Genomic DNA, 22,542 nt, shown 5'->3' with positions numbered 1-22,542 from the left:
GCCGGAACGTTCGGGATGTTGGTCGGCAGCTGGGCCGGAACCTGCGGCAGGTCGGTGGGCAGGTGCGCCGGGACCTGCGGCAGGTCGGTGGGCAGGTGCGCCGGGACCTGCGGCAGGTCGGTCGGCAGCTGAGCCGGGACCTGCGGCAGGTCGGTCGGCAGCTGAGCCGGGACCTGCGGCAGGTCGGTCGGCAGCTGAGCCGGGACCTGCGGCAGGTCGGTCGGCAGCTGAGCCGGGACCTGCGGCAGGGCCGGGACGGCCGGGATGTTGGCGGGGTCGGTCAGGTCGACCGGGGCCACCGGGAGCAGGCTCTGCACACGGGCCACGGTGTTCAGCGCGGTGCCCTCCGCGTTCTTGGCCACGGAGCCGGTCAGGTCCACCGCGAACGGAGCGGTGTTGGTGGCCAGGTCGGCGGCGAACGGAACCGTGTTGTTGACCGTGGCGTGGGCGACCGGCACGGCGTTGGCCACGGTGCCCTGTACGAACGGCACGGCGTTGCCGACGGTGCCCTGCGCGAACGGAAGCACGTTGCTGGCGGTGCCCAGCGTGTAGCCCTGTGCGCTTCCGACCACGTACGCGACGTGCGGAACGGTCTTGTCCGTGGCGTCACCGGCGAGCACGCCCGCGTCGTTCACGGTGCCCTGCGCGACCGGGATGACCTTGACCACGATGCGGTTCACGGCGGGCGGCAGCACGTCGTCGGCGACGCGCTTCACGACGGGCTTGGCGATGCCCACGGTGCCCTTGGCCTGGCCGGCCAGCTCCTCGGGGCGGACACCCGCGCCGGAGAGGGAGGCGAGCAGGTTGTCGGCGGCGCCGGGGGCGGCCGGCAGCTTCGGGGTGGCCGGGAGCTGGACGGGCAGCTCGGCCGGGGCGCCCTTGAGGGGCGGCACCGGGGAGGCGTCGGGCAGCGAGGAGCCGTTGACCGGCAGCGAGCCGAGGCCGGGCAGGTGCGGAACGACGCCGGGAACCTCGCCGGTGGGCAGATCGACGTCGGCGGCCTTCTGGACGGACTTCACGGCGTGGTGCGCCTTCTTGACGACCTTGCCGGGCTTGGCGGCGTGACCGTTCACGCCGTGGAGCGCGCCACCGGTCACGTCACGGGTGGTCTTGGACACGTCCGGCAGCCGGCCCTTGGCGGCACCGTCGACGGTGTCCTCGGCGGTGCCGGCCACGCCGTCCACCGTCTTCTTCACGGTGTCGTTCACCTTGGAGGTGTCGGCGGCGTCGCCGGTCGCACCGTCAACCGTGTCGGTGACCTTGCCGGTGGTGTCCGTGACCTTGTCGGTCGTGTCGGTGACCTTGTTGGTGACGCCGTCCACCGTGCTGGCCACGCTGTCGGTGGAGGGGATGCTCGGGGTCTCGGTGGCGCTCGCGGCGGCGGAACCGAGGGCCCAGATACCGGTGGCGGCAGCGGCGACGAGGATGGAACGGCGAACGTTGTTACGCATAGGGAGGAGTCCTTCGAATTCAAGGGGGTTAGCGGATGGGCAGACCTGACCACCCCCGCGCGGCAGGTCTTACAGACGGGTGGAGGTCTGCCCTAGCCGGGGAATTCGAGGACTTCGTTGTACCGCTCGCGCGTCGGCGCGAAGCCGTCCGCACGGACCGCGCCGGGCGCGAGCCCGAACTGCGCGGCGTCGGACGGCGGCAGAGCGGCGTGGGCGTTCCCGCCACGGGGAGCGCCGCTGTCGCCGGTGCACTGGGTGACGGTCCCGTGGGGGGACCGCGGGAGGGGCATCGGCGCCGGTGCGCTGTTGCCCTCGTCCGCCCGGACGACGGTGCCATGACCGTGGTCGTCGGAGTCGGCGGTACGGGGCGCGGCGGCGGCCGTGTCGGGTCCCAGCGGGGCCGCGGCGGGCCGGGCCGAGTGCGGCAAGGCGTCGTTCTTGCCGGCGTCATCCGCAGCCGGGCCGTTGCCCGGCGCGGCTGCGTCGTGCGCACCGGGGGCGTCGCCCAAGGCGCCGACACCGGCGTCGCCGACCTCGGACAGCCGCACCCGAAGGTGCCCGTCCGTGACCTTGTTGACCAGGTCATCGACCGGCTCGGTGACCTGCCGCGCGTGCCGCTCGACCGGCTCGCGCACCGGTTCCACGGTCTCGCGGACCGCGTCGGTGGCGGTGTGTGCCGTCTTGCGCGCCACGGTGCCGGCGGTCTTGGCCGCCTTCGCCGGGTTGTGCTTCGCCACCGGCTTCGCGGTGGTGTCGGCCTTCCCGGCGCCGGCCTTCTCGATGTCCTTCTTGACGGTGGCCGAGGAGTCGAGCAGCTTCGATGCCTGGGCCTGGTGGCCCGTCACCGATTCGACAAGCCCTCCTCGTTCCGCCGCGTGGGCGCTGCCACCGAAGAGGAATCCGAGTGCCAGGAAGCCCCCGAGGAACAGCATCGCCAGCAGCGCTCGCCGCGCGGCCACGGTGCGCGGCAAGCGCACAGCGACAGGCAAAGCGAACACGGCAGACAAAAGGGGGCCTTCCCTGGTCGGACAGCAGGCGAGGCGCCAACCGGACGGTCATATTCCACGTCCTGGCGACGAGACTGATCCTTGCACGCCCCACAGGGGGCCGCGCAACCCCCGAGCGAGTGATGGTCACTGATGCATCTCCATGTCCGGTATCGGCAGTTGGCGCCGCTCGATCGCCGCCGCCATCACCTCCGGGAAGAGATCGGGGGTGCAGGCGAAGGCGGGTGCGCCGAGCGCGGCGAGCGCCGCCGCGTGCTCCCGGTCGTAACTCGGCGCTCCCTCGTCGGACAGCGCGAGCAGCGCCACGAACTGCACCCCGGACGCCTTCATCGCGGCGATCCGCCCCAGCATCTCGTCCCGTATGCCGCCCTCGTAGAGGTCGCTGATCAGCACGACAACGGTGTCCGCGGGCCGGGTGATCTGCGCCTGACAGTACGCGAGCGCGCGGTTGATGTCGGTGCCGCCGCCGAGCCGGGTGCCGAACAGGACGTCCACCGGATCGTCCAGCTCGTCGGTCAGGTCCGCGACGGCGGTGTCGAAGACGACGAGCCGGGTGGCGATCGACCGCATCGAGGCGAGCACGGCACCGAAGACCGAGGCGTACACCACGGACGCGGCCATCGACCCCGACTGGTCGATGCACAGGATGACGTCCTTCTTCACCCCGCGCGCCGCGCGCCCGTAACCCACCAGCCGCTCGGGGACCACCGTGCGGTGCTCGGGCAGGTAGTTCTTGAGGTTGGCACGGATGGTGCGATTCCAGTCGATGTCCCGGTGGCGGGGGCGGCTGATCCGGGCAGAGCGGTCGAGCGCGCCGGTGAGGGTCGCGCGGGTGCGCGTCGCGAGCCGCTTCTCCAGCTCCTCGACGACCTTACGGACGACGGCGCGTGCCGTGGTCCGGGTGGTCTCCGGCATCGCCTTGTTGAGCGAGAGCAGGGTGCCCACCAGATGCACGTCCGCCTCCACGGCCTCCAGCATCTCGGGCTCCAGCAGCAGCGCCGACAGGCCGAGCCGGTCGATGGCGTCGCGCTGCATGACCTGGACGACGGAGGTGGGGAAGTACGTACGGATGTCACCGAGCCAGCGCGCCACTTGGGGCGCGGAGCCGCCGAGCCCGCCGGACCGCGGACCGCCGCCGCCCGCCGGGCCGCCGCTGCCTCCGGCGGCGGCGCCCGCGCCCCCGGGGCCGTCGCCGCCCCCGGCCCCGTAGAGGGCTTCGAGGGTGCGGTCCATGGCGGCGTCGTCACCGCTGAGAGTGTGGCCGGTGCCGTCGCCGCCCGCTCCACCGAGCACCAGCCGCCAGCGCCGCAGCCGCTCTGTGTCCGTGTCCGTGTGCGTGGCCGCGTCCGTATCGGTGTCCGTGTGCGCGCCGGTGTCCGTCATCGGGCCGCCTCCGCGGTGTCATCGTGGTCAGGGGCGGTGTCAGGGCGGGTGTCAGGGGCGGTGTCCAGGCCGAGCAGCAGCCGGACCGTCGGTACGACGGCGGCCGCGCGGTCCGCGTCGAGCCCGGGGCCGAAGCCGGGCCCAGCGGGGATCGCATCGCCGCCCGCGGCATGCGGCTCACCGGCCGCGGGCCCGGGGCCGCGGCGGACCAGCTCGCCCAGGGTGCGGCGGACGCCCGTGTCGTACGCGGAGAAGGTGCGCCGCAGCAGCGGCAGGACGTCCGTGAACGCCTCGGCGGGTACGGAGATGAGCCAGCCGTCGACGAGGCCGAGCAGCCGTTCGTCGTGGACGAGCAGCATGCCACCGCCCGCGCCGCCGCCGATGAAGCCCTCGATCCAGGCGGCCGCCTCGGGTGGCGCGGTGCCGGGCGAGAGCGCCAGCCGCATCAGCCGGGCCGCCTCGTCCTCGGCGAGCCTCCCGTCGTCCAGCAGCAGGCGCGCGGCCCGGCCGCGGAGCAGCCCCGGGGTGACGCGGGTGCCGTCCCGCCCGGCGATGGCGCGCAGCACGCCCGCCCAGCGCGTCCACAGCGAGTCATCGGCCGACGGCCCGGACGGCGACCCTGGCGGCGGCCCGGGCTCCGGCTTCGACTCCGGCAGGAGGCCGATCGCCCGGTGCACCGCCTCCAGATGGCGGAGCATGTCGGCGGCGCCATCCGCGTCGAGCCCCACACAGGCGGGCGGCAGCCCGACGAGGATCCGCTCGGCCAGGCCCGCGGCGACCTCGCCGAGCGCGGCGGTGTCGGTCCCGCGCACGTCCCCGTACCGCACCGACCGCACCAGGGCGGGCAGCGCCTGCGCGAGGTGGCCCACGTCGGCTTCGAGCGCGGCGCGGTCGGCGAGCGCGCGCATCACCACGGGGAGGGCGTCGGGGAGCGCGGCCAGCAGACAGCGCTCGGCCAGCTCGGTGACCTCGGCGAGGGCCGACGCGCCCAGCGCCCCGGACTCGGCCTTGGCGGTGGCCGCGGACAGCACGGTGGTGCCCCACACCCCCGCCTCCGCGACCCGCACCGACAGCTCCGGCTCCCAGCGCAGCCGCCAGGTTTCGCGGAACGTGCCGGTGCTGCCGCGCGAGGCCGCCGGGGTGCCCCAGTCGATCCCCAGCAGCCGCAGCCGGTGCAGCAGCCGGCTGCGCGCCGCGTCCATGTCCTTGCGCAGGTCCAGCTCCAGCTCTCGCCCCGCGGCCTCGGGCGCCAGCCGCAGCGAGCGCTGGGTGCTTCGCAGATCCCGCTGGAGCGGTACGGCGGGTGCCGACGCGGGGACCTCGCCCAGCACGTCCCCGACCACGAGCCGGTCCCGGACCAGCGCGATCGGCACGTCCGAGCCCTCGCACATGACGGCCCGCACGGCATCCGTCGTCTCGGCGAGCCCGGCGAGCGGGCGGCCGCGCAGGGCGGCGAGGGTTTCGGCGAGCCGCACGGCCTCGATGACATGCGCGGACGACACCGCGAAGTCCTCGTCCCGGAGCAGCCCGGCGACCTTGGTCAGCCAGCGCTCCAGAGGCCGGTCCGGCGCGTGGAAGAGATGGCTGTACCACCCTGGCGAGGCGATACCCGCGCCGTAGCCGCTGTGCCGTGCCAGCCGGCGATGGGTCCAGGGCACCCAGCTGATCTCGGCCTTGACCTTCGGCAGCCCCCTGAGCAGCTTCCGGTCGGCGGTCACGGTGGAGCGGGCGGCCAACGCCGGTACGTGCCAGGCCCCGCACACGACGGCGACCGCCTCCCCGAACTCCCGCCGCGCCGCGTGCATCCGCAGCCGCATATGGGCCTCCCGGACGGCGTCGTCCTCATGCCCGCCCTGCCCGTACGCGGCCCGCAGCTCCCCCATGGCCTCGCCGACGGCGGCGAACGCCGCGGTCCCGGCGACGCTGCGGTGCTCGACGACGTCCTCCCACCAGCGCTCCGGGTCTTCGTACCCGGCCGCCTCGGCGAGGACGGCGAGCGGATCGACGCGCGCCCGCTCGGCCGGTCCGGCCGGATCGCCCGGATCGCCTGATCGGTCCGCGTCGCCCTTCGCCGTCATGGCCAGCGAGTGCGCGGCCGGGAGGTCGATGAACCGCACGGGCACGTCGCGGGCCAGCGCCCACTGGATGGCCGCCCACTCCGGCGAGAACCCGGCCATCGGCCAGAACCCGGCGCGCCCCGGGTCGTTCGCCACGTGCGCGAGCAGCGCGACGGGCGGGCGCATGCCCTCGTCGGCGGCGAGGTGCACCAGCGCGTCCGCCTCCGGCGGGCCCTCGATGAGCACGACGCCGGGCTCGCATTCGTCGAGCGCCGCCCGCACGGCCCGCGCCGACCCGGGGCCGTGGTGCCGCACCCCCAGCAACAGCGGCCACTCCGGCACGACGGCCCCGACAACCCCGGCGGCCCCGCCACCGCCCGTGTCCCCGGCCGTCGGCACCGGCTCCGCAGCCCTCACGCGCTCACCTCTCGGCACGCGCGGTAGAAGTCCTTCCACCCATCGCGCTCGCGGACGACCGCCTCCAGGTACTCCTGCCAGATGACGCGGTCGGCGGCCGGGTCGCGCACGACCGCGCCCAGGATGCCCGCGGCCACGTCACCGGCCCTCAGCACGCCGTCGCCGAAGTGGGCCGCGAGCGCCAGCCCGTTCGTCACCACGGAGATGGCTTCCGCCGTCGACAGGGTGCCGGAGGGCGACTTGACCTTCGTGCGGCCGTCGCCGGTCACTCCTTCGCGCAGCTCACGGAAGACCGTGACGACGCGGCGGATCTCGTCCACACCCTCCGGGGCCTCGGGGAGGTCCAGCGAGCGGCCGATCTGGGCGACGCGGCGGGCGACGATGTCGACCTCGTCCTCCGGGGTCGCGGGCAGCGGCAGCACCACCGTGTTGAAGCGGCGGCGCAGCGCGCTGGACAGCTCGTTGACGCCGCGGTCGCGGTCGTTGGCGGTGGCGATGAGGTTGAAACCGCGGACCGCCTGGACCTCCTGCCCCAGCTCGGGGATCGGCAGGGTCTTCTCGGACAGGACGGTGATCAGGGTGTCCTGCACATCGGCCGGGATGCGCGTCAGCTCCTCCACGCGCGCGGTCATGCCGTCCGCCATCGCCCGCATCACGGGGCTCGGGACGAGCGCGTCGCGGCTCGGGCCGTGGGCGAGGAGCCGGGCATAGTCCCAGCCGTAGCGGATGGCTTCCTCGGGCGTCCCTGCCGTGCCCTGGACCAGCAGCGTCGAATCGCCGCTGACCGCCGCCGCCAGATGCTCCGAGACCCACGTCTTGGCCGTGCCGGGGACACCGAGCAGCAGCAGGGCGCGGTCGGTGGCGAGCGTGGTGACGGCGACCTCGACGATCCGGCGCGGGCCCACGTACTTGGGTGTGATCACGGTGCCGTCGGGCAGCGTCCCGCCGAGCAGATACGTGGCGACGGCCCACGGCGACAGCCGCCAGCGGGCCGGGCGCGGGCGGTCGTCGGCGGCTGCCAGAGCGCTCAGCTCGTCGGCGAAGGCGTCCTCGGCGTGCGGACGAAGGACCTCGGCGGCCTCGCCGGGCCCGCCGCCCTCGGTGATCTCGGTGATTTCAGGTGAATTGGTTCCGGACACAGTGACGGTCACAGCTCCCCCACGACTCGTTTCTCGTTCCGCTCCCGGACGCGCAATTCACTGTGCACGACCCCACTGACAATCGGTCCGGCGCGAACGAAGGCGCAGGTCAGGGCGATTGTCAGTGGGTGCCCGTACCGTCGCAGACATGAATCCGCAGGGGGAACGCTGGACGGCGGAACAGGTGCTGGCCCTGGCTCCTGACGCCGCGTCACGCAAGGCGGGCGGCAAGCTCGCGGGGGCCGCCTCGTGGTCCGGCACGGGTGCGCGGGGCCAGGTGGTGTGGGGGCTGTGCGCGGGCAGCGGCAGCGCGCCGTACCGGACGGTTGTCGACCTGCACGGCCCCGCCTATCGGTGCAGCTGTCCGAGCCGCAAGTTCCCGTGCAAGCACGTGCTCGGGCTGCTGCTTCTGTGGGGGGCCGGCGGGCCGGGGGTGCCGGAGGGCGGGGAGCCGCCCGAGTGGGCCGAGCAGTGGCTCGGCGAGCGGCGCGAGCGCGCGCAGAGCGCGATGGGGGCCGCGCGCGGAGGTGCGGATGCCACCGGGGGCGGGGGCGCGGAGTCCGGCGACATGGGCACTGCGGGCGGCACGGGCAACGCGGGTGCTGCGGGCGGCACGCACGGCGCAGGCGGCGCGGACGGCACAGGCGGTGCGCGCGGCCCGGGCGGTGCAGGCGGTGCGGGCGGGGCCGCCGATTCGGGGGCCGCCCGCCGCCGCGCCGAGCGGCGCGCCCAGCGCATCGCGGCGGGCGCCACGGAGCTGGAGCAGCGGCTGGCGGACCTGCTGCGCGATGGTCTGGCCACGGCCGACCGCGCCGGATACGGGGCATGGGACGAGACGGCCGCCCGCATGGTCGACGCCCAGGCGCCCGGCCTGGAGGCGCGGGTGCGGGAGTTGGGCGCCATCCCCTCCTCCGGCCCCGGTTGGCCGGCCCGCCTGCTGGAGGAATGCGCGCTGGCGCACCTCCTCAACCAGGGCTTCCTCCACCTGGACAGCCTGCCGGAGGAGCTGGCCGCCACCACGCGCTCACGGGTCGGCGTCACGCTGCCGGTGGCCGAGCTGCTCGCACACGGGCAGCCGGTCCGGGACCACTGGCTCGTTCTCGGCGGCCAGGACAGCGGCGACGGCAAGCTCACCACCCGGCGGATCTGGCTCCGCGGCCGCACCACGGGCCGGATGGCGCTGCTGCTGTCCTTCGGCGCGGCGGGCCGGGCTCCCGAGCCGGCCCTGCCGCCCGGGCTGGTGCTCGACGCGGACCTCACCTACTACCCGGGCGCGCGTCCGCTCCGCGCGGCGCTGGGCACCCGCTATCCGCCCGCCGCGCCCCCGCTGCCGCCCGGATGGCCCGCCGCCGCCGACGGCGGGGCGGCCACCGAAGCCCTGGCGCCCGCCGGGGTGCCCGACGGCGGCGGCATCGCCGCGGCGCTCGCCGCCTACGGTGAAGCGCTGAGCGACGACCCCTGGCTGGAGGGCTGGCCCGTCGTGCTCTCCGGCGTCACGCCCATCCCCGGTGCCAACGGTGACGGCGGTTGGCAGCTGGCGGACGAGGCGGCCGGGACCGCGCTCCCCGTCGATCCGCGATGCTTCGGCCGGACGAACCTGTGGCAGCTCGCGGCCATATCGGGCGGCCGCCCCGTCACCGTCTTCGGCGAGTGCGGGCCCCGCGGCATCACGCCCCTCACCACCTGGGATCCGGAACCCGTCCCGCTCGCCACGGGCACCGCCACCGGGCCGACCTCGTACGGAGGCACGCGTTGACCAGCAGCAGCACCAGCACCGCGCCCGTGTCGTGGGACGACCTCGTCGCCGCCGCCCTGCTCGGCACCGAGCGCCGAACCCCGCCCGTCGCCCCGCGCCCCGGGCAGGACGCACCGTCCGCCCTGCTGGACGCCGCCGCGCTCAGCACCGTTCGGCGGCGGGCCGGGCTGCGCCCCGCCGCCGCCCGGCCGGGCCCGGCCCCCGCGCCCGAGGACCCTCGCCCCCCGCTCCCGCCCGCCGCCCGCGGCCGACTGGCGATGCTGCTCGCCGACCGCTCGACCCCCGGGCGCAGCGGTCCGCGTACCGCCCCCGACCTGGCCGAGCTGCTGCCCCAGTGGCTCGCCCTCGCCAATCAGCACGGCTACCGCGCGCCGGACGCGCTGCTCCCGACGCTGCTCGACGCGGCCCGCGCCCGTACCGACCTGCGGCCCGAGGCGCTCACCCTCGGCGGGCCCCGGGCGCTGTGGCTCGCCCGGCTCAACCCGGACTGGAAGTTCGCCCTGCGGGGCGGGCCTCCCGGGCGGGGCACGGCGCCCGCATCCGAGCCGGGTGACGCCGACCTGCTTCGGCAGTGGGAGGAGGGGCTGTTCGCCGAGCGGGTGTCCCTGCTGGCGAGGACCCGCCACCGCGACCCGGTGGCCGGGCTGGCCCTCCTCAGCGGCACCTGGTCCGCAGAGCGTGCGGAAGACCGGCTGATGTTCCTGGACTCGCTCCGCGACGACCTCGTGCCCTCCGATGAGCCCTTCCTGGAGCAGGCGTTGTCCGACCGCAGCCGGAACGTCCGGGCGACCGCCGCCGAGCTGCTGGCCGCGCTCCCCACCTCCGCGTTCGCCGCGCGGATGGCGGAGCGGTCCGCGGCCTGCGTCTCCCTGTCCCCGTCCCCGTCCCCGGACACCGGGCAGATCACCGTCGACGCACCGGCGCGGTGCGACAGCGGGATGCAGCGTGACGGCGTCGTGCCCAAGCCGCCGTCCGGCCGGGGGGAGCGGTCCTGGTGGCTGAGCCAGCTGGTGGAGGCCACGCCGCTGACCCGCTGGTCCGAGTGGTTCGGGGGGCTGGACGCGGACCGGATCGTGGCCCTGCCGGTCGCGGACGGCTGGAAGGGGGACCTGCACGCCGCCTGGTGCCGGGCGGCCGTGCGGCAGCGGAGCGCGGAGTGGTCCCGCGCGCTCCTCGGCTCCCCGGGCGCGCCGCCCGCCGCGGCGGCCTGGCGGGACCCGGCGAAGCTGCTGTCCGCCCTCCCCGCGGCGGAACGGGCGCAGTGGGTCGCCGACTTCATCGCCTCCCACGGGCTGTCCGACGCGTTCCGGCTGCTGGGGGTGTGCGCGGTGCCATGGTCCGAGCCGCTGGGCGGGGCCGTCGTGGACGCGCTGGACATCGCACGGGACGCGGGCAGCTACCCGTGGAGCTTCAGCGGGGTCATGGGCCTGGCCGAGCGCTACCTCGACCCCGCCCAGGCGGACCGCCTGGAGGTGCTGACCGCGCTGCCGGACGAGCCGGAGGGGGCGGCGCCGGGGGCCGGTGGGTACTGGTCGGAGGCCTTCCAGCGGTTGGTGGGGACGTTGAGGTTGCGGGCGGCCATGCGCTCCGAACTGGCCGGAGGCTGATTCCCCACCCCCGCCCCCAGCCAGGGGTTGGGCCCTGGGCCCCGGCGCGCCGCCGGGCGGCGGGGGCGGACGGGAATGCGGGCAGAGCCCGGCAGCGGCGGCTGGGCGGGGCTGATTTCCCCTACCCCGCCCCTTCCCGGCCCCTGTCGATATGCGGCTCCGCGTGGGGGCTTCGCCCCGGACCCGGCCGGGGGTGGGCCCCTGAGCCCCGGCATGCGTCCGCCAGGTGACGGTGCCCGGGCGGGTGGGCAGGGCGCCAGGGCCCAGGCCCGATCGGGGGCTCCGCCCTCGGACTCCGTCCGGGGCGTGCCCTGCCCCGGGCCCGGGCCCGGGGCATGCGTTCGCCGAGCGGCAGGCTGGGCCGCGCCCGATCGGCGGTCCGGGGTCCGGGCCCGGCCAGAGGGCCAGGACCCGCGGCCCAGCGTGCGCCCGCCGAACGGCGGGCTGGGCCTGCGCCCGATCAGCGGTCCGCTGCCCGGACCCGGCCAGAGGGCCAGGACCCGCGGCCCAGCGTGCGTCCGCCGAACGGCGGGCTGGGCCTCGCCCGGTCGGCGGTCCGGGGTCCGGGCCCGGGCATGCGTCCGCCGGGCGGCGGGCTGGACCGCGCAGGGGACAGGCCCCGCCCAGGGGCGGGCGACCCGCCGGGGCATGCCCTGGCGCCGAGGGCGTGCAGGGGTGGCAGGGCCCGGGGCCGGTCGGGGCTGGCCCGGCGCCTGTCCGCCGGGCGGGCCGGCTGGGTCGTGCAGGGGGCGGGGGCAGGGCCCGGGCCGGGCCGGCGGGGCCTGCCCGGCCGCCCAGGCGCGCAGGAGGGCGGGGGCGACTGGGGCCGACCCCGGCGCGTGTCCGCCGGTGGGGCGGGCGGCAGCCGGGGCGAGGGGTTAGGCGGGGACTGGGCGGACGTTTTGGCGGACCCAATCCACGATCGACGTCGTCGTCGCGCCCGGGGTGAAGATCTCCGCCACGCCCTGTTCCTTCAGCGGGGGGATATCGGCCTCGGGGATGATGCCGCCGCCGAAGACCTTGATGTCCTCCGCCTCGCGCTCCCGCAGCAGCTCCAGCACCTTGGCGAACAGCGTCATATGGGCACCGGAGAGGATCGAGAGGCCGATCGCGTCGGCGTCCTCCTGGATCGCGGTATCGACGATCTGCTCGGGGGTCTGGTGAAGGCCGGTGTAGATGACCTCCATGCCCGCATCGCGCAGCGCACGCGCGATGACCTTCGCGCCACGGTCATGGCCGTCGAGACCCGGCTTGGCCACCACCACACGGATCGGACCGGTCACACCCATCGCAGCCTCCAAGCCCTAGCTCGCGCATCCGCGTGAACGAACGTTATCTCCAGCTTCCCGCAAGCATCCCCTACCCGGCAGTTTCGCGAAGCTCGGCGAGGGGGAAATCACACCCGGAACACGTTCGACCTCGGGTCGACCACCAAGGGGAGCCGCAGCGGGGACCGTCGCACCGCGCAGCGCCGCCCGGCAGCCGCATGGACGGCGGCATGGCATGGGCATGGCGTCGCGGTGCGACGGCGCGGTCCGTCACGGGCCACAGGCCACGGCTGCCCGCAGCGCACGGGCACAAGGGGGGCGGTCGTCGTGGGCCTCGCATACACACAAACCAGGAAAAGCAGCCGGGTTCGGGCGCTTGCCTTCGATCTGGCCATCCTCGCCGGGCATCTCCTCCTCTACCCCACCGGCCTCTGCCAGGAGCGCCCACCCGCCACGCCCCCGCCCGACCTCCAAGGGCAACGCCCCGTGCTGCTCCTCCACGGCTTCATCGACAACCGCTCCGTCTTCGTCCTGCTGCGCCGCTCCCTCCTCCGCCACGGCCGACAGCATGTCGAGGCCCTCAACTACTCCCTCCTGACCTGCGACCTGCGCACCGCCGCCACGCGTCTGGCCCGCCACGTCGAGGACGTCCGGGTCCGCACCGGCCACAGTCAGGTGGACATCGTGGGTCACAGCCTGGGCGGGCTGATCGCGCGGTATTACGTCCAGCGGCTGGGCGGTGACGCGCGGGTGCACTCCCTGGTCACGCTGGGCACCCCGCACTCCGGCACCCGCATCGCGCCCTTGTTGTCCGCACATCCGCTCGTGCGTCAGATGTGCCCGGACTCCGAGGTGATAACGGAGTTGAGGCAGCCTGCCCCCGAATGCCGTACGCGTTTCGTTTCTTTCTGGAGTGATGTGGATCAGTTGATGATCCCGGCGGAAGTCGCCCGCATAGACCATCCGGATCTGATCTTTCGCAACATCCGGGTCAGCGGTGTGGGACATCTCGCTCTACCGGTCCACTCGGCCGTCGCCACCGGGATCCGGGAGGCTCTGGACGCCGCCGATGCGGCGGGGGCGGACACTTCGGGCGCGTTCTCGGTCGCCTGATACGGCCGAAAATTGCCGAACAACCGTCGAACGCCGGGCCAAGAGCGGGCGCACAGTCAACCGAAAGAGGTCCAAATGCCCTTTCCGGTGATGCCCAAAACCTGCTGAAGATTGTCGCTCGCGCGTACCGCCGGGTACAGTCGCCGCTAATTCTCCTGCAGCCGAGGCGAAAGAGAAGTTGGTGGTGAACGACCGTCACCCGTTGGGGGCAACCCCGACCGTCCCCGCTCCCGACGCCTCGTATTCCTATGACGAGGCGTACGGCCAGCAGCAGGACACAGCGCACGGTTACGCCGGGTATGACGGGTACCCCACCGGCAGCTTCGCCAACCTCGCCGCGTACGACGAGGCCGACCCCCTCTACGGCTCCTTCACGGGCAGCTACGGGGGCGATCAGTACGACGCTTCCCAGTGGAGCGGTGGCGGCGCGTACGACACCGGCGGCTACGACACCGGCGCCTATGACACCACCGGCATGTGGGCCACCTCCGGCTATGAGCTGCCCACCGACGTCCCCGCCCAGCGGCAGGACGACACCGGCGGCCAGTGGGACGCCGGCGCCTGGGAGGCGCACTCCCAGCAGTGGGACACGGGCGCGTACGACACCACCGGGCAGTACGACGCCGGAACGGGCCAGTTCGACTCGGGGCAGTTCGATACGGGGCAGTTCGATACCGGACAGGTCGATACGGGCCACTTCGACACCGGGCAGTACGACACCACCGGGCAGTACGACACGGGCGCGTACGACGTCTCGGGGCAGTACGAGGTCATCAGCCAGGAGGCCGCGTACGACACCTCCGGCGTCGACACCGGGCAGACCCAGTTCTGGGACACCTCGGCCTACGCCACCGTCGACGAGTCGCAGTACAGCGAGCCGCAGTACGAAGACTCTCAGTACGAGGACTCACCGTACGACGAGCCTCAGTACGACGACGGGACCGCATCCTTCGACCAGACCGCGGTCTTCGAATCCGTCGCGGAGCCGGAACCCGACCCCGCCCCCGATCCCGACCCCGTCGCCGACATCACGCCGCCGACCGCCCCCGCCACCGCCGCCACCCCCCGCTCCGGTGGCCGCGCCCGCCGCCGCACCGCGCCCTCCCGCCCCAAGCGCTCCGCGCTCCTCACCGTCGCCGTCCCGTCCGTCTGCGCGCTCGGCGTCACCGCCGTGGCCGCCGCTTCCGTGAGCGGAGTGTCCGGCGACGAGAAGGACGAATCGACCACGCAGGCGGCCCCCGACGTGCAGCCCGTCAAGGCGTCCGTCGCCAACAGCGAGATGGACACCCGGCTCGCCGGGGTCGACGACGGCGTCAATGACTTCCGGGAGCGCGCCAGCCGTACCCAGGAGCGGATCGACCTCAAGGTGCGTCAGGCCGCCGAGAAGAAGCGCAAGGCCGAGGAGGCGGCGCGCAAAGAGGCGATGCGGCCGAAGTTCGTGCTGCCGGTCAAACAGCGTGGGCTGAGCGCCACCTTCGGCCAGGCGGGCCTCAACTGGATGTCGCTGCACACGGGGATCGACTTCCCGGTCAGCGAGGGCACGCCCGTCATGGCGGCGACCGACGGCACCGTGCGGACCCAGTGGAACGACGCCTTCGGCAACATGGTCATATTGACCGCTCCTGACGGCACGGAGACCTGGTACTGCCACCTCAGCAGCGCCAAGATCCGCTCCGGGACGGTCAAGGCCGGGGACGTCATCGCCTACTCGGGGAACTCCGGCAACTCCACCGGCCCTCATCTGCACTTCGAGGTGCACCCGGGCGGCGGAGCGGCAGTGGACCCGCTGCCGTGGCTACAGAACCACGGCCTCAACCCCAACTGACCGCCCCCACCTCACGCATCACGAAAAGCGTCAGAGCTTCTCGACCGGCGCGTACCGCAGCAGCAGCCGCTTCGGCTTCTCGCCGCCGAAGTCGATCGTCGCCTCCGCGTTGTCCCCGGTGCCCTTCACCGCCACCACGGTGCCGAGCCCGAACGAATCGTGCGTCACCCGGTCCCCGATGGCCAGGGAGACCACCGGGCGGTCCTTCGCCCGCCGCGTCGCGAACCCACTCGCACCGGAAGCGGCACCTGAACCGGCACCGGACCCGGACCGCGAGCGCGACGACGAGAACCCCGACGACAGTCCCGACCCGGCGCCCGACATGGCGCCCATCGTCGCCGACGGGGTCGCGGGGCCGGTGCGCCGCCACTGCACGTACTGGTCGGGGATCTCCTCCAGGAAGCGGGACGGCGGGTTGTACGCGGGCTGGCCCCAGGCGCTGCGCATCGTCGACCGGGACAGATACAGCCGCTCGCGGGCGCGCGTGATCCCGACGTACGCCAGCCGCCGCTCCTCCTCCAGCTCCTTGGTCTGGCCGAGCGCGCGCATGTGCGGGAAGACCCCGTCCTCCATGCCGCTGAGGAAGACGACCGGGAACTCAAGACCCTTGGCCGTGTGCAGGGTCATCAGGGTGATGACCCCGGCGCCCTCCTCGTCCTCGTCGGGGATCTGGTCGGAGTCGGCGACGAGCGCGACCTGCTCCAGGAAGTCCGCGAGCGTGCCGGGGTTCTCCTCGCCCCGGTCCTGCTCGAACTCCAGGGCCACGGAGGCCAGCTCCTGGAGGTTCTCGATGCGGGTCTCGTCCTGCGGGTCGGTGGACGCCTGCAGCTCCGCCAGATAGCCGGTGCGCTCCAGCACGGCCTCCAGGACGGTCGCCGGGCCCGCGCCCGACTCCACGATGGTCCGCAGCTCCTCCATGAGCGTGTTGAACCGCTTCACCGCGTTCGCCGAGCGGGCCGCCATGCCGTACGCCTCGTCGACGCGGCGCAGCGCCTGCGGGAAGGTGATCTTCTCGCGCGCCGCGAGCGCGTCGATCATCGCCTCGGCGCGGTCGCCGATGCCGCGCTTGGGCACGTTCATGATGCGGCGCAGCGGGACGGCGTCCTCGGGGTTGGCCAGCACGCGCAGGTACGCGAGGACGTCGCGGACCTCCTTGCGCTCGTAGAAGCGGACCCCGCCGACGACCTTGTACGGCAGCCCGACCCGGATGAAGACCTCTTCGAAGACACGGGACTGGGCGTTGGTGCGGTAGAAGACCGCGACATCCCCGGCCCGGGCGTCCCCCGCGTCCGTCAGCCGGTCGATCTCGTCGGCGACGAACTGGGCCTCGTCGTGCTCGGTGTCCGCGACGTAGCCGGTGATGGTGGCGCCGGTGCCGGCCTCGGTCCACAGGTTCTTCGGGCGGCGGTTCTCGTTGCGCTCGATGACGGCGTTGGCCGCGCTCAGGATGGTCTGGGTGGAGCGGTAGTTCTGCTCCAGCAGGATCGTCCGCGCATCCGGATAGTCCTCCTCGAACTGGAGGATGTTACGGATCGTGGCGCCCCGGAACGCGTAGATCGACTGGTCGGCGTCGCCCACGACGCACAGCTCCCCGGCCTCCTCCTCATCCGTGCCCACCAGCTCGCGCACCAGCGTGTACTGAGCGTGGTTGGTGTCCTGGTACTCGTCGACCAGGACGTGCCGGAAGCGGCGGCGGTAGTGCTCGGAGACGTCCGGGAACGCCTGGAGCAGATTGACCGTGGTCATGATGATGTCGTCGAAGTCGAGGGCGTTGGCCTCGCGCAGCCTCGACTGGTACATCGCGTACGCCTCGGCGAGCGTCTTCTCGAAACCGTCCGCCGCCTGACCGGCGAAGGTCTCCTCGTCGATCAGCTCGTTCTTCAGGTTGGAGATCTTGGCGCTGAACGACTTCGGCGGGAACTTCTTCGGGTCCAGGTCGAGATCCCGGCACACCAGGGCCATCAGCCGCTTCGAGTCGGCGGCGTCGTAGATCGAGAACGATGAGGTGAAGCCCAGCTTCTTCGACTCGCGGCGCAGGATGCGCACGCACGCGCTGTGGAACGTCATCACCCACATCGCGTTCGCCCGCGGTCCGACCAGTTCCCCGACCCGCTCCTTCATCTCGCCCGCCGCCTTGTTGGTGAAGGTGATGGCGAGGATCTGGCCGGGGTGCACCTGGCGGGTGCCGAGCAGATACGCGATGCGGTGGGTGAGCACCCGGGTCTTGCCGGACCCGGCCCCGGCGACGATCAGCAGCGGCGAGCCCGTGTGCTCCACGGCGGCCCGCTGCTGCTCGTTCAGCCCCTCCAGCAGCGCCGTCGGGTCGACGGCGGGGCGGGCCGCGCCGTCCCGGTAGTACGCCTCTCTGGGCCCGCTCGGCACCGGCGCGTCGAATGCGCCCGTGAAGAGGTGGTGCGGCACCTCCTCGCCGCCTGAACCGCCTGAAGCACCGCCTGAACCGCCGGCGGGGCCCGGGTAGGCGGAATCCTCGGGCGGCGGAGGCTCCTCGTCCGGAGGCCCGAGGTTCGCCAGGAAGCTGTCGTCAAAGAGGCTGCTCATCGCTCACCGATTTTAGGCGGCCCTACTGACAGCCTACGCATGGACTGCATATGGATGTCACGAAACGGTTTCGGGCAAAACGACCACCAGCCTTCACAGGAGCCCCACGAGTTGGCTACCGTCCTCCCTCAGGCAGCTCGTACACCCGTCGGCGAACCGCGCCGGCCCGGGCGGCCTCCGCCGAGTCCGGTCGCGCCGCAAGGCAGCCGGAGCCGGGGACCCAAACGCAACACCGGGGTGAATCGGCCCGAGCCGCGATACGACGCGTACATCACGTACGACGTGTCGTCCGCCCGCGCACGGCCGTAGGGCAGCCTTCCGTACCGCCCGAACCCGTCAGCTAACCCGGTAGGCGGTCCACGGAAGGAGTCGCCTCCCTTGGCGTCGCACCGCAAGCCGCGGACCCGAATACCCACCGCCGCCTCCTCCACCGGGCGCCGTACGGCCGTCGGATTCACCACCGCCGCCCTCGCGTCCGTCACCCTCCTCTCCCAGACCGCGAACGCCGCACCGGGCGACCCGAAGCCCGGCGCCACACAGTCGATCGAGGCGGTCAAGGAGAAGGTGGACACCCTCTACCACCAGGCGGAAACCGCCACCCAGCAGTACAACGCCGCCAAGGATCGCTCCGCGGGGCAGCGCACCAAGGTCGACCGGCTGCTGGACGATGTCGCCAAGAACACGGAGAAGCTCAACGAGGCCCGCCGCACCCTCGGCACCTACGCCGCGGCCCAGTACCGCAACGGCGGCATGACCTCGACCGCGAGCCTGCTCTTCTCCAACAACCCGCAGGACATCTTCGACCAGTCCCATCTGATGAACCGGATGGCCGGTTCGGAGAAGCGGGCCGTCGACGACTTCCAGACGCAGGCCGCGAAGGCCGCCAAGGAGCGCGGCGAGGCCGCCAAGAGCCTGGCGTCGCTGACCGAGACCCAGAAAGAGCTGAAGGCCAAGAAGAAGTCCGTCCAGGACAAGCTCGCGCAGGCCCGCCGGCTGCTGGCGAATCTGACCGCCAAGGAGAAGGCGCGACTGGCGGCGATCGAGAAGAAGAAGGCCGAGGAGGCGCGGCGCAAGGCCGCCGAGCTGGCCGAGAAGCAGCGGGAGGCCGCGGCCCGGCAGAAGGCGCAGGAGCAGGAGCAGCAGTCGAGCGGCAGTTCCTCTTCCGGTTCCGGAAGCAGTTCCGGCTCGTCCGGCTCGTCCGGCTCCACGTCCACCTCCACGAGCACCACCAAGGGGGCCAAGGCGGTCGACTTCGCGGAGTCCCAGCTCGGCAAGCCGTACGTCTGGGGCGCCACCGGCCCCAACTCCTACGACTGCTCAGGACTCACCCAGGCCGCCTGGAAGGCCGCCGGTGTCTCGCTGCCGCGCACCACGTTCGACCAGGTGAAGGTCGGCACGCGCGTCTCCACCTCCGACCTCAAGCCCGGTGACCTCGTCTTCTTCTACGACGACATCAGCCACGTCGGCCTCTACATCGGCGACGGGATGATGATCCACGCGCCGAAGCCGGGCGATGTGGTGAAGAAGGCGCCGATCACCGAGATGCCGATCTACGGAAGCGTGCGGCCTGCCTAGCCACGGTAAGCGGGGGTGGCCGCACGGTGAGCGATCGCGCTCGGGCAGCCACCCCCGCTTCCGGGTCACGTGCCCGGCTTACGCCCGTACACGTACACGTCGTCGCCGTTCCGCAACAGGCTCCAGTACTTCTTCGCGTCGCCGGAACGCATGTTGACGCAGCCATGGGAGCCGGGTGGCGACCACACGCTTCCCGCGATGGAGTGGAAGGCCTGGCCGCCGTCGAAGAACTGGCTGTACGGCATGGCCACGTGGTAAATCGTCGACCAGTGGTCGATGTCCCGCCAGTAGATCCTTTTCAGCCCGGTGCGGGTCTCGTACTTGTCCCGCCCGGTACGCACCGGCACCGGCCCGAACGTGAGCCGCGAACCGTCCTGCACCCAGCTGAGCTGCCGGGTGAGGTCGACGCAGGCGATGCGGCCCTTGTTGGTGGGGCACTTGCGCGCCGCGTTGGGGTTGTGCCCCGCCGCCTTCTGCGCGTTGATCAGCTTCATGACGCCCCAGGTGACGGGGCCCGCGTAGCCGACGGACGGGCTTATGCCGTGGCTGATCTGGAATCTCTGCGTCGCGCGGCAGTCCCCCGAGGACTGCCGACCGTCGACGGGCCGGCCGAGGAACTTCTCGACCTGCTTCTGATACGGACCCGCGCCCGCCGTGCACGACGTCGCCGCCTGCGCCGGTGCCGCGCCCAGTGCGACGGACAGCGGCACCACCATGCCCGCCGTGCCCAAGACGACCGCCGTACGGCGGCGCCATGCCCGCCACGCCCCGAACCCTGCCTTTACCCCCATTGCGCGCTCCCTCCGGGCTTGCCCTTGACGGGTAAGACAGTCGAAGAGTGCGTCGGGTTGCGCTTACAGGTGCGATTTCCCCCATTCCGCCCCTTCCCACCCCCGGGTTGGCCCAGCAGGGGCGGGGCCGGGACTCCGGCGGATCAGGTCCAGAGGACGGCGATGAAGATGTTCACCGTCGTCAGCGCGCCGACCGCGCCGAATACCGCGGGCTCCACCTTCTCCTCGTCCCGCTTCACGTAGACCAGGCCCAGGATCACGACCAGCAGCGCCAGCTTGACGCCGATCTTGACCGTGTTGACGGTCTGATCGTCCGCCTGATTCAGCCCGACCAGCGCGGCGCCCGTGACCAGCATGGTCAGGGCCCCGTGCAGCATCCCCGGCGTCATCCGCGCGCCGTCCCCGCGTATCGCCGTGAGCTGGGAGAGGAAGCCCCCCAGCAGGGCGGCGATGCCGACGATGTGCAGGCCGACGAACACATTGATGAGTACGTCCATGGCACCGGACACTAGCGCCGCACATATCACCGTCAGTCACCCGGGTGCACCCCGAACGGCACATCGGTCACAGCCGCCCCGATCCCGCCCTCCCCACGCCGCCCCCGTGATCAGCAGGCGCCACCGGGAGGACGAATCCGTCCACCTCCGTTCATCCCAGCGCGCCGCGCCGCCGACCGGCCTAGCTTCCCCTCCAGACACAACAACCCCCGTACCCGCACGAAAGGTGAATCGCCGCAGTGGCGCCGCAGCCCCCCATGAAGCCGAAGCAGCGGCACCGCTCGTCGCTCGCCGGCACCACCATCCGCACCGCCGCGACCCTCGCCCTCGCGGGCGCGGCCTCCGCGGCCGCCCTCCCGGGCATTGGGTACGCCGAGCCCCGGCTGACGCCCGCCCAGGTGAAGGCGAAGGTCGACGCGTATCAGCGGGAGGCGGAGGAGGCCACCGAGAAGTACGACGGCGCCCGGGCCGCGGCCGACAGGGCGCAGCGGTCGCTCCATCGGTTACGCGACGAGGCCGCCCGTCGCACCGCCCGCCTCAACACGGCCCGCAACGCCCTCGGCGCCTTCGCCACCGCCCAGTACCGTTCCGGCACCGTCGCCCCCACCCTCCAGCTGGCCCTCTCCTCCTCCCCCGGCCAGTACCTCCAGCGCGCCTCGCTCGCCGACCGCGCGGGCGACCGCCAGGCGGTGACCATCGCGAACATCACCCGCGAGGAGCGGTCACTGCGCCGGGTCCGGGGCGAGGCGGCCGACCGCCTCCGTACGCTGCGCGCCGCGCAGGCGGCCGCGGCCCGTTGCAAGCACGCGGTCCAGGAGAAGCTGGCCGCGGCCGACGCACTGCTGGCCAAGCTGACCCGCGAGCAGCGCGACCGCCTCCGCTCCCAGGACGCCCGCACCGCGTCGGCACCCCGGCACCACTCCCCCGCCCCGGCCCGGACGGGCGACCGGGCCGCGCGCGCCATCTCCTTCGCGTACGGGGCGATCGGCAAGCCGTACGTCTGGGGCGCGACCGGGCCGTACGGCTACGACTGCTCGGGCCTGACCCAGGCCGCGTGGCGCGCCGCCGGGGTGTCCCTGCCGCGTACCACCTACACCCAGATCAACGCGGGCCGCCGCATCTCGCGCGGCGAACTGGCCCCCGGTGACCTGGTCTTCTTCTACTCCGGCGTCAGCCACGTCGGCCTCTACATCGGCAACGGCCTCATGATCCACGCCCCGCGCCCCGGCGCCCCGGTCCGGGTGGCCCCGATCGACCAGATGCCCTTCGCGGGCGCGGCCCGCCCGGTCTGAGGTCCGCCCGGTCCGAGGTCCACCTGGCCGATCGCGACCGCGCCGGTTACTTGTACGTGATGTCCCAGTGGCTGCCCTCGTTGGCGTAGATGTTGCCGGCCGAGGAGCGGTACATGGGTGCCCCGTCGCCCCGCCTGCCGATGTAGCGGTACTCGCGCTTGATGAAGCGGGTGACGCAGGTCGTGGGCTTGATGTCGACCTTGTAGCCGTTCCAGTGGCTGCGCGTACCCCCGGCGTGCCCGGTCTCCGTGCCCCCGGTGATGGTGACCCCGCAGCGGCTGGCCCGCTTGAAGGTGATGATGCCCTTGATGGTGCCGGAGTTGATCTTGGTGAAGGAGGTACAGGTCCTCCGGTTGCGGTCGGAGCAGTTGCCGCTGGAGGTCCAGCTGATACCGGCCGCGCGCAGCTTGGCCGCCGCCTGACTGTGCGTCAGCTTGACGCCACTCGCCTCCGCCGTGGTGGCGGGCAGGAGAACGGCGGTCGCCGCGGTGACGGCCACGGCGGCGGCGTAACCACGGTGTGCGAGACGCTTGAGGGTCATCAGGGTTCCTTTCGTCCCGGTGAAACGCGTTCTGCGTCGGCCTGATCGTGTCGGCGCGGCCGCCGTCCCGGCCAGCGTCGGCCGGGCGGCGCGGTGAACGCGGGACGTCCCGCGCGCCGACCTGCGGAATGGGACGACCCGGGGACGGTGTGGCGGGATGCGCGGGACGGCCGCCGCGCCCCCGGGGCAGGTACGTAAAACGAGAGCGAACAGGTGTCACGAGTTGTGTTTGTCCTATCGCTGTCGGTAATAGTGAAGGGCGCG

General features: G+C 73.0%; 16 protein-coding genes and 1 riboswitch. Of the genes, 6 read left to right on the top strand and 10 right to left on the bottom strand.

What is annotated here, in order from left to right:
- From ACH4SI_RS35090 to ACH4SI_RS35070, 5 genes are all read right to left on the bottom strand, one after another.
- Positions 1–1,451, bottom strand: a 1,451-nt coding sequence (locus ACH4SI_RS35090; RefSeq protein ID WP_398303011.1) for a hypothetical protein, incomplete at its 3' end; no start/stop codon positions are given.
- Positions 1,452–1,543: 92 nt separating this feature from the next.
- The gene (locus ACH4SI_RS35085) at positions 1,544–2,422 is read right to left on the bottom strand and encodes a hypothetical protein (RefSeq protein ID WP_398303009.1); all 879 of its coding nucleotides are present in this window, start codon (positions 2,420–2,422) and stop codon (positions 1,544–1,546) included.
- A 162-nt stretch (positions 2,423–2,584) separates the two neighbouring features.
- Complete coding sequence (locus ACH4SI_RS35080) at positions 2,585–3,841, bottom strand: VWA domain-containing protein (RefSeq protein WP_398303007.1); 1,257 nt, start codon at positions 3,839–3,841, stop codon at positions 2,585–2,587.
- Positions 3,838–6,240, bottom strand: a complete 2,403-nt coding sequence (locus ACH4SI_RS35075; protein ID WP_398303030.1) for a DUF5682 family protein — start codon at positions 6,238–6,240, stop codon at positions 3,838–3,840. The genes ACH4SI_RS35080 and ACH4SI_RS35075 overlap by 4 nt, the downstream gene beginning before the upstream one ends.
- A 71-nt stretch (positions 6,241–6,311) precedes the next feature.
- Positions 6,312–7,466, bottom strand: a complete 1,155-nt coding sequence (locus ACH4SI_RS35070; protein ID WP_398303005.1) for an AAA family ATPase — start codon at positions 7,464–7,466, stop codon at positions 6,312–6,314.
- A 136-nt stretch (positions 7,467–7,602) separates the two neighbouring features.
- Between ACH4SI_RS35070 and ACH4SI_RS35065 the strand changes: the two genes are divergently transcribed.
- Positions 7,603–9,210, top strand: a complete 1,608-nt coding sequence (locus tag ACH4SI_RS35065) for an SWIM zinc finger family protein (protein ID WP_398303003.1) — start codon at positions 7,603–7,605, stop codon at positions 9,208–9,210.
- Positions 9,207–10,817, top strand: coding sequence for a DUF5691 domain-containing protein (locus tag ACH4SI_RS35060; protein WP_398303002.1), 1,611 nt, complete (start codon positions 9,207–9,209; stop codon positions 10,815–10,817). Before ACH4SI_RS35065 ends, ACH4SI_RS35060 begins: the two co-directional genes overlap by 4 nt.
- Before the next feature lie 878 nt (positions 10,818–11,695).
- On the opposite strand, the gene ACH4SI_RS35055 is transcribed toward ACH4SI_RS35060, so the two are convergent.
- The gene (locus ACH4SI_RS35055; protein ID WP_385438871.1) at positions 11,696–12,106 is read right to left on the bottom strand and encodes a cobalamin B12-binding domain-containing protein; all 411 of its coding nucleotides are present in this window, start codon (positions 12,104–12,106) and stop codon (positions 11,696–11,698) included.
- Between the two features lie 306 nt (positions 12,107–12,412).
- Between ACH4SI_RS35055 and ACH4SI_RS35050 the strand changes: the two genes are divergently transcribed.
- Positions 12,413–13,198: an esterase/lipase family protein gene (locus ACH4SI_RS35050; RefSeq protein WP_398302999.1), complete on the top strand. Its 786-nt coding sequence runs from the start codon at positions 12,413–12,415 to the stop codon at positions 13,196–13,198.
- Positions 13,199–13,382: 184 nt separating this feature from the next.
- Positions 13,383–15,023 carry a M23 family metallopeptidase gene (locus ACH4SI_RS35045; RefSeq protein WP_398303028.1) on the top strand — a complete coding sequence of 547 codons (1,641 nt, stop codon included), beginning with the start codon at positions 13,383–13,385 and terminating at the stop codon, positions 15,021–15,023.
- Between the two features lie 30 nt (positions 15,024–15,053).
- Here ACH4SI_RS35045 and pcrA read toward each other — a convergent pair whose 3' ends face one another.
- The gene (gene pcrA, locus ACH4SI_RS35040) at positions 15,054–17,582 is read right to left on the bottom strand and encodes a DNA helicase PcrA (protein ID WP_398302998.1); all 2,529 of its coding nucleotides are present in this window, start codon (positions 17,580–17,582) and stop codon (positions 15,054–15,056) included.
- A gap of 183 nt (positions 17,583–17,765) precedes the next feature.
- Positions 17,766–17,953, top strand: a riboswitch (cyclic di-AMP (ydaO/yuaA leader).
- A 7-nt stretch (positions 17,954–17,960) separates the two neighbouring features.
- Between pcrA and ACH4SI_RS35035 the strand changes: the two genes are divergently transcribed.
- A complete protein-coding gene (locus ACH4SI_RS35035; protein ID WP_398302996.1) occupies positions 17,961–19,157 on the top strand; it encodes an NlpC/P60 family protein in 1,197 nt (398 codons plus the stop codon).
- A gap of 65 nt (positions 19,158–19,222) precedes the next feature.
- Here the strand turns inward: ACH4SI_RS35035 and ACH4SI_RS35030 are convergent, their stop codons facing one another.
- Both ACH4SI_RS35030 and ACH4SI_RS35025 read right to left on the bottom strand, forming a co-directional pair.
- The gene (locus ACH4SI_RS35030) at positions 19,223–19,948 is read right to left on the bottom strand and encodes a L,D-transpeptidase (RefSeq protein ID WP_398302994.1); all 726 of its coding nucleotides are present in this window, start codon (positions 19,946–19,948) and stop codon (positions 19,223–19,225) included.
- 143 nt (positions 19,949–20,091) lie between these two features.
- On the bottom strand, positions 20,092–20,445 hold the full coding sequence (locus ACH4SI_RS35025; protein ID WP_398302992.1) for a hypothetical protein: 354 nt from the start codon (positions 20,443–20,445) through the stop codon (positions 20,092–20,094).
- A 257-nt stretch (positions 20,446–20,702) separates the two neighbouring features.
- On the opposite strand from ACH4SI_RS35025, the gene ACH4SI_RS35020 reads away from it, so the two are divergent.
- Positions 20,703–21,737: a C40 family peptidase gene (locus tag ACH4SI_RS35020; protein WP_398303026.1), complete on the top strand. Its 1,035-nt coding sequence runs from the start codon at positions 20,703–20,705 to the stop codon at positions 21,735–21,737.
- 46 nt (positions 21,738–21,783) lie between these two features.
- Here ACH4SI_RS35020 and ACH4SI_RS35015 read toward each other — a convergent pair whose 3' ends face one another.
- Entirely contained in the window at positions 21,784–22,278 is a 495-nt protein-coding gene (locus ACH4SI_RS35015; protein ID WP_398302990.1) for a hypothetical protein, read from the bottom strand.
- Between the last annotated feature and the right edge of the window lie 264 nt (positions 22,279–22,542).

This window comes from Streptomyces sp. NPDC021212, from assembly GCF_044332925.1.
Lineage (GTDB): Bacteria > Actinomycetota > Actinomycetes > Streptomycetales > Streptomycetaceae > Streptomyces.
This window is presented reverse-complemented; position numbering and strand designations above follow the sequence as displayed.

Excerpts from the sequence above, each read along its gene's own strand:
- ACH4SI_RS35080 (WP_398303007.1), bottom strand. The coding sequence starts at position 3,841 with ATGACGGACACCGGCGCGCACACGGACACCGATACGGACGCGGCCACG.
- ACH4SI_RS35065 (WP_398303003.1), top strand. The coding sequence starts at position 7,603 with ATGAATCCGCAGGGGGAACGCTGGACGGCGGAACAGGTGCTGGCCCTG.
- ACH4SI_RS35055 (WP_385438871.1), bottom strand. The coding sequence starts at position 12,106 with ATGGGTGTGACCGGTCCGATCCGTGTGGTGGTGGCCAAGCCGGGTCTC.
- pcrA (WP_398302998.1), bottom strand. The coding sequence starts at position 17,582 with ATGAGCAGCCTCTTTGACGACAGCTTCCTGGCGAACCTCGGGCCTCCG.
- ACH4SI_RS35030 (WP_398302994.1), bottom strand. The coding sequence starts at position 19,948 with ATGGGGGTAAAGGCAGGGTTCGGGGCGTGGCGGGCATGGCGCCGCCGT.
- ACH4SI_RS35025 (WP_398302992.1), bottom strand. The coding sequence starts at position 20,445 with ATGGACGTACTCATCAATGTGTTCGTCGGCCTGCACATCGTCGGCATC.
- ACH4SI_RS35020 (WP_398303026.1), top strand. The coding sequence starts at position 20,703 with ATGAAGCCGAAGCAGCGGCACCGCTCGTCGCTCGCCGGCACCACCATC.
- ACH4SI_RS35015 (WP_398302990.1), bottom strand. The coding sequence starts at position 22,278 with ATGACCCTCAAGCGTCTCGCACACCGTGGTTACGCCGCCGCCGTGGCC.